Origin of the sequence: Streptomyces sp. NRRL WC-3618 (assembly GCF_001280005.1) — a bacterium.
Lineage (GTDB): Bacteria > Actinomycetota > Actinomycetes > Streptomycetales > Streptomycetaceae > Streptomyces.
The window spans coordinates 1-4,802 of the sequence record NZ_LGDW01000164.1 but is presented as its reverse complement, the minus strand read 5'-3'; the positions used below and the strand labels follow the sequence as shown (position 1 = coordinate 4,802).

The window sequence follows — 4,802 nt, the reverse complement described above, 5'->3', positions numbered from 1 at the left end:
GTGTCGCACGCGTTCCACTCGCCGTTGATGGACCCGGTTCTCGACGACTTCCGCAAGGTGGCGGGGGGCCTGACGTACCAGGAACCGAAGCTGCCGGTCGTCTCGAACCTGACCGGGCAGCTTGCCACCGCCGACGAGTTGAAGGACCCCGACTACTGGGTCCGCCACGTCCGGGAGGCCGTGCGTTTCCATGACGGGCTGACCACTCTCACCGCCCAAGGTGTGTCGACGCTGCTTGAGTTGGGCCCGGATTCCGTGCTCACGGCGATGGCGCACGACACCGTCACCGACCCGGCCGCGCAGGCGGGCCTGATCGCAGCGCTGCGCAAGGACCGCCCCGAGGCCGACACGTTCCTGACCGCCCTTGCCACGGCGTACGTGCGCGGCGCCGAGGTCGACTGGGCGCCGCTGTACGCCCCGGCCGAGGCGCGCCGCCGCGTGGACCTGCCCACGTACGCCTTCCAGCACCGGCACTACTGGCTGGAGGCGGCGATGGACAGGGCCGCCGTGGACGGAGCCGTGACCGCCGACGAGGTGGAGTCGCGGTTCTGGGAGACGGTGGAGAGCGAGGACCTGGCCGAGCTGGCCAAGACCCTGCACGTGCCGGACGACGCGCCGCTGACCGAGGTGCTGCCCGCGCTGACGGCCTGGCGGAAGCAGCGGCGCGAGACCTCCACGCTCGACAGGTGGAACTACCGCGAGTCCTGGACGCCGCTCACCGAGGCGGCGGCCGGGAAACTCACGGGCGACTGGCTCGTCGTCGTTCCGGAAGGGCGGGCGGACACGTCCTGGAGCGCGGCGGTCGCCGCGCTGCTGGCCGAGCACGACGCGCGTGCGGTGACGGTGGAAGTGCCCGCGCACGCCACCGGCCGGGACGCGCTCGGCGCGGCCCTGCGCGCGGCGGTCGGGGAGTCGGGCGGTGCGGCCGCGTTCAGCGGTGCGCTGTCGCTCCTGTCCGCAGCCGACGACGGCGCACCGCACGACAGCGATGCCGTACCGCCGGAGGTCGCGCTCACGCTGGCGCTGATCCAGGCGCTGGGTGACGCGGGCGTCGACGCGCCCCTGTGGTGCGCCACTCGCGATGCCGTCGCCGTCGGCCACGCCGACGCGCACATCGCCCCCGGGCGGACGGCGCTGTGGGGACTCGGACGGGTCGCCGCGCTGGAGTACCCGGAGCGCTGGGGCGGCCTCGTCGACCTGCCAGACGCGGCCGACACGGCGGCGGTGACCCGGCTCGGCCGTGTCCTCGGCGGCGCATGGGCCGGGGAGGACCAGGTGGCGGTGCGCGGGTCCGGAGCATTCGGGCGCCGCATAGTACGGGCGGCGGCTCCGCTCGAAGGCGACAAGGCCGGCGAGTGGACGCCGCGCGGCACGGTCCTCGTGACCGGCGGCACCGGCGCCCTCGGCCGGCACGTGGCGCGGTGGCTCGCGCACGAGGGCGCCGGCCATCTCGTACTGACGAGCAGGAGCGGTCCCGACGCACCCGGCGCCCTTGAACTCCGTACCGAACTGGAGGAGCTGGGCGTACGAGTGACCGTCGCGGCTTGCGACGCGGCCGACCGCGAGGCGCTGGCGCGTCTTCTGGACGAGATCGGCAACGGGGGCGGGGACGGCGCTCCGCTGACCGCGGTGTTCCACGCCGCGGGAGTCCTGGACGACGGCGTGCTCGACGCGATGACGCCGGAGCGGCTCGCCACCGTGTTCCGCGCCAAGGTGGAAACGGCGCGCAACCTGGACGAGCTGACGGCGGGCCTCGACCTGTCGGCGTTCGTGCTGTTCTCGTCGTTCGCCGGGGTCGCGGGCGGCGCCGGGCAGGGCAGTTACGCCGCCGCCAACGCCTTCCTCGACGGGCTCGCACGCGCGCGCCGGGCCCGCGGCCTGACCGCCACCTCGGTGGCCTGGGGCCCATGGGCGGGCAGCGGCATGGCCGCCGAGGGTGTGGCTGCCGAGCGGCTGCGCGGCGGCGCGATCCCGCCCCTGGAGCCGGACCGCGCCATCGCCGCCCTCAAGCGGCTGCTCACCCAGGACCGCACCGCCGTCATGGTCGCCGACGTCGACTGGCAGCAGTACGCGCCCGCCTTCACCGCCGTGCGGCCGAGCAGGCTGTACACCGAACTCCCGGAGGTGGAACGACTTTCGGCCGCCGCGGTCGCCGACGGCGGCACCGGCGGACCGGCCGCCGGGCAGGGTCCCGACCTGGTGGCGAAGCTCGTGTCGCTGCAACGCGCCGAGCAGGAACGGCTGCTGCTCGACCTCGTCTGCGAGCAGGTCGCCGCCGTACTCGGCTACAGCGGCGCGGCGGCCGTCGAACCCACCCGCGCCTTCCGCGAGTTGGGCTTCGACTCCCTCACCGCCGTCGAACTGCGCAACCGCGTCAACGCACTCACCGGCCTCGTCCTGCCCGCCACCGTGGTCTTCGACCACCCGACACCCACGGCGCTCGCCGACTGCCTGCGCACCGAACTCGCCCCGGACACCTCCGACCCGGCCACGCTACTCCTCGGCGACCTCAACCGGCTCGAAGGCAGCCTCGCGGCGGCCGGCGCGGCCGACGAGATCACCCGCACCAAGGTGGCCGTACGCCTACAAGCCGCCCTCGACCGCTGGAAGAACGGCGGGGGACAGCCGGGCGGCGGGGCCGAAGCCACTGGCGACGCAGACGACGTCGGCGAGCAACTCGCGGCCGCCAGCGACGACGAGATGCTCGAATTCATCAAGAAGCAACTCGGCCGCGGCTGAGGCCGACCATGCAGCCAATGCCGTGGAGTCAACTCCGTGTAGCCAACGCCATGTAACCAATGCGGCCAATGAATGGACAAGGAGTACTGTCAAGGGTAATTAATTGAACCGGCAGCCCCTATCCACCCCATTTGTCGATCACTCGCCCCCGGCCTCAATTCGAGGCAATCCCGTAGGGGCGAGTAGGGGGAGGGTAGGGGTTGTTGGTCGTATAGGGCCCCCATAGCGTCATTGAGAAAACGGCTGCGGGCAGGGCCGTTGTATGCCAGCAGGTGCGGCACACGTCTTGAACAGGTGACATTTGATGGCGAATGAAGAGACGCTGCGCGACTATCTCAAGTGGGTTTCGGCGGACCTGCATCAGACGCAGCAACGTCTGAAGGGCATCGAGGCCGCTGCTCAGGAGCCCATCGCGATCACAGCGATGAGCTGCCGCTTCCCCGGCGGCGTCAGCGGACCCGAAGACCTCTGGAGGCTGCTCTCCGAAGGCCGGGACGCCATTTCGGGACTCCCCACCGACCGGAACTGGGACCTGGGCGCGCTCTATGACCCGGATGGTGCCGGAAAGCAGGGAACGAGTTCCACCGCCCACGGCGGGTTCCTCGACGGCGTCGCCGAATTCGACGCGCCTTTCTTCGGCATATCCCCGCGCGAGGCCCTCGCCATGGACCCGCAGCAGCGGCTCCTTCTGGAAACCGCGTGGGAGGCATTCGAGCGCGCCGGAATCGACCCGGCGACGGTACGCGGCAGCCGCACCGGCGTGTTCGTCGGCACCAACGGCCAGGACTACGCCCCGCTCCTCTTCGAAGCCGAGGAGGACGTCGAGGGCTATGTGAGCACGGGCAACGCCGCCGCCGTCGAATCCGGCCGCATCGCCTACACCCTCGGCCTCGAAGGCCCCGCCCTCACCGTCGACACGGCCTGCTCGTCGTCCCTCGTCGCCCTGCACCTCGCTGTGCAGGCGCTGCGCCAGGGCGAGTGCGGCATGGCCCTCGTCGCGGGCGTCACCGTCATCTCGACGCCCGGCGTATTCACCGAGTTCAGTCGCCAGCAGGGCCTCGCGGCCGACGGCCGCTGCAAGGCCTTCGCCGCCGGTGCGGACGGCACCAGCTGGGGCGAGGGCGTCGGCATGCTCCTCGTCGAGCGCCTCTCGGACGCGCGGCGCGCCGGACGCACCGTCCTCGCGGTCGTACGCGGCTCCGCGATCAACCAGGACGGCGCGAGCAACGGCCTGACCGCGCCCAACGGTCCCTCCCAGCAGCGTGTCATCATGCAGGCACTTGCCAACGTGACCCGATCGAGGCGCAGGCCCTGCTCGCCACGTACGGGCAGGAGCGGCCGGAGAGCGGCGAGCCCCTGTGGCTCGGCTCCATCAAGTCCAACATCGGCCACACCCAGGCCGCGGCCGGTGTCGCGGGCCTGATGAAGATGGTCCTCGCCATGCGGCACGGCGTACTGCCGCAGACGCTGCACGTGGACGAGCCCTCGCCGGAGGTGAACTGGTCGGCGGGCGCTGTCGAGCTCCTGACCGAGGCCCGTGAGTGGGCCGAGCGGGACGGCGGCGGGCCTCGTCGCGCCGGTATCTCCTCCTTCGGCGTCAGCGGTACGAACGCCCACGTCATCGTGGAGCAGGGGCCGTTGGCCGAGGAGCCTGTCGCCGCCTCCGAAGGGGAGGCCGAGGGGCCTGCGGCGGTCGTCGCGGGCGTGGTCCCGCTGGCTCTGTCCGGCAAGACGCCGGAGGCGCTGCGGGCGCAGGCGGCGCGGCTGCGGGAGCGGCTGTCGGACGACGCGTCGTGGGGCGTCGGGGATGTGGCTTGGTCGCTGGCGGTTTCGCGGGCGCGGTTCGAGCACCGGGGTGTTGTCCTCGGGCGGGATCGCGAGGAACTGCTCGCTGGGCTCGAGCGGCTGGCTGAGGACGACGGCGCGGCCGGCGGAGTGGTCACCGGCCGCGCGCAGACTGGCGTGGTCCGTCCGGTGTTCGTGTTTCCGGGGCAGGGGTCGCAGTGGGCGGGGATGGCGCGTGAGCTGCTCGCGGAGTCCCCGGTGTTCGCGGAGCGGATGCG

General features: G+C 72.3%; 1 protein-coding gene and 1 pseudogene. Both read left to right on the top strand.

The window, feature by feature from the left end; translation table 11 throughout:
- Positions 1 to 2,739 (top strand): SDR family NAD(P)-dependent oxidoreductase (locus ADL01_RS17425; RefSeq protein ID WP_324614607.1); only part of this gene is annotated, 2,739 nt, incomplete at its 5' end.
- Between the two features lie 304 nt (positions 2,740 to 3,043).
- Positions 3,044 to 4,802, top strand: a pseudogene (locus tag ADL01_RS42090) (type I polyketide synthase); the annotation flags it as partial.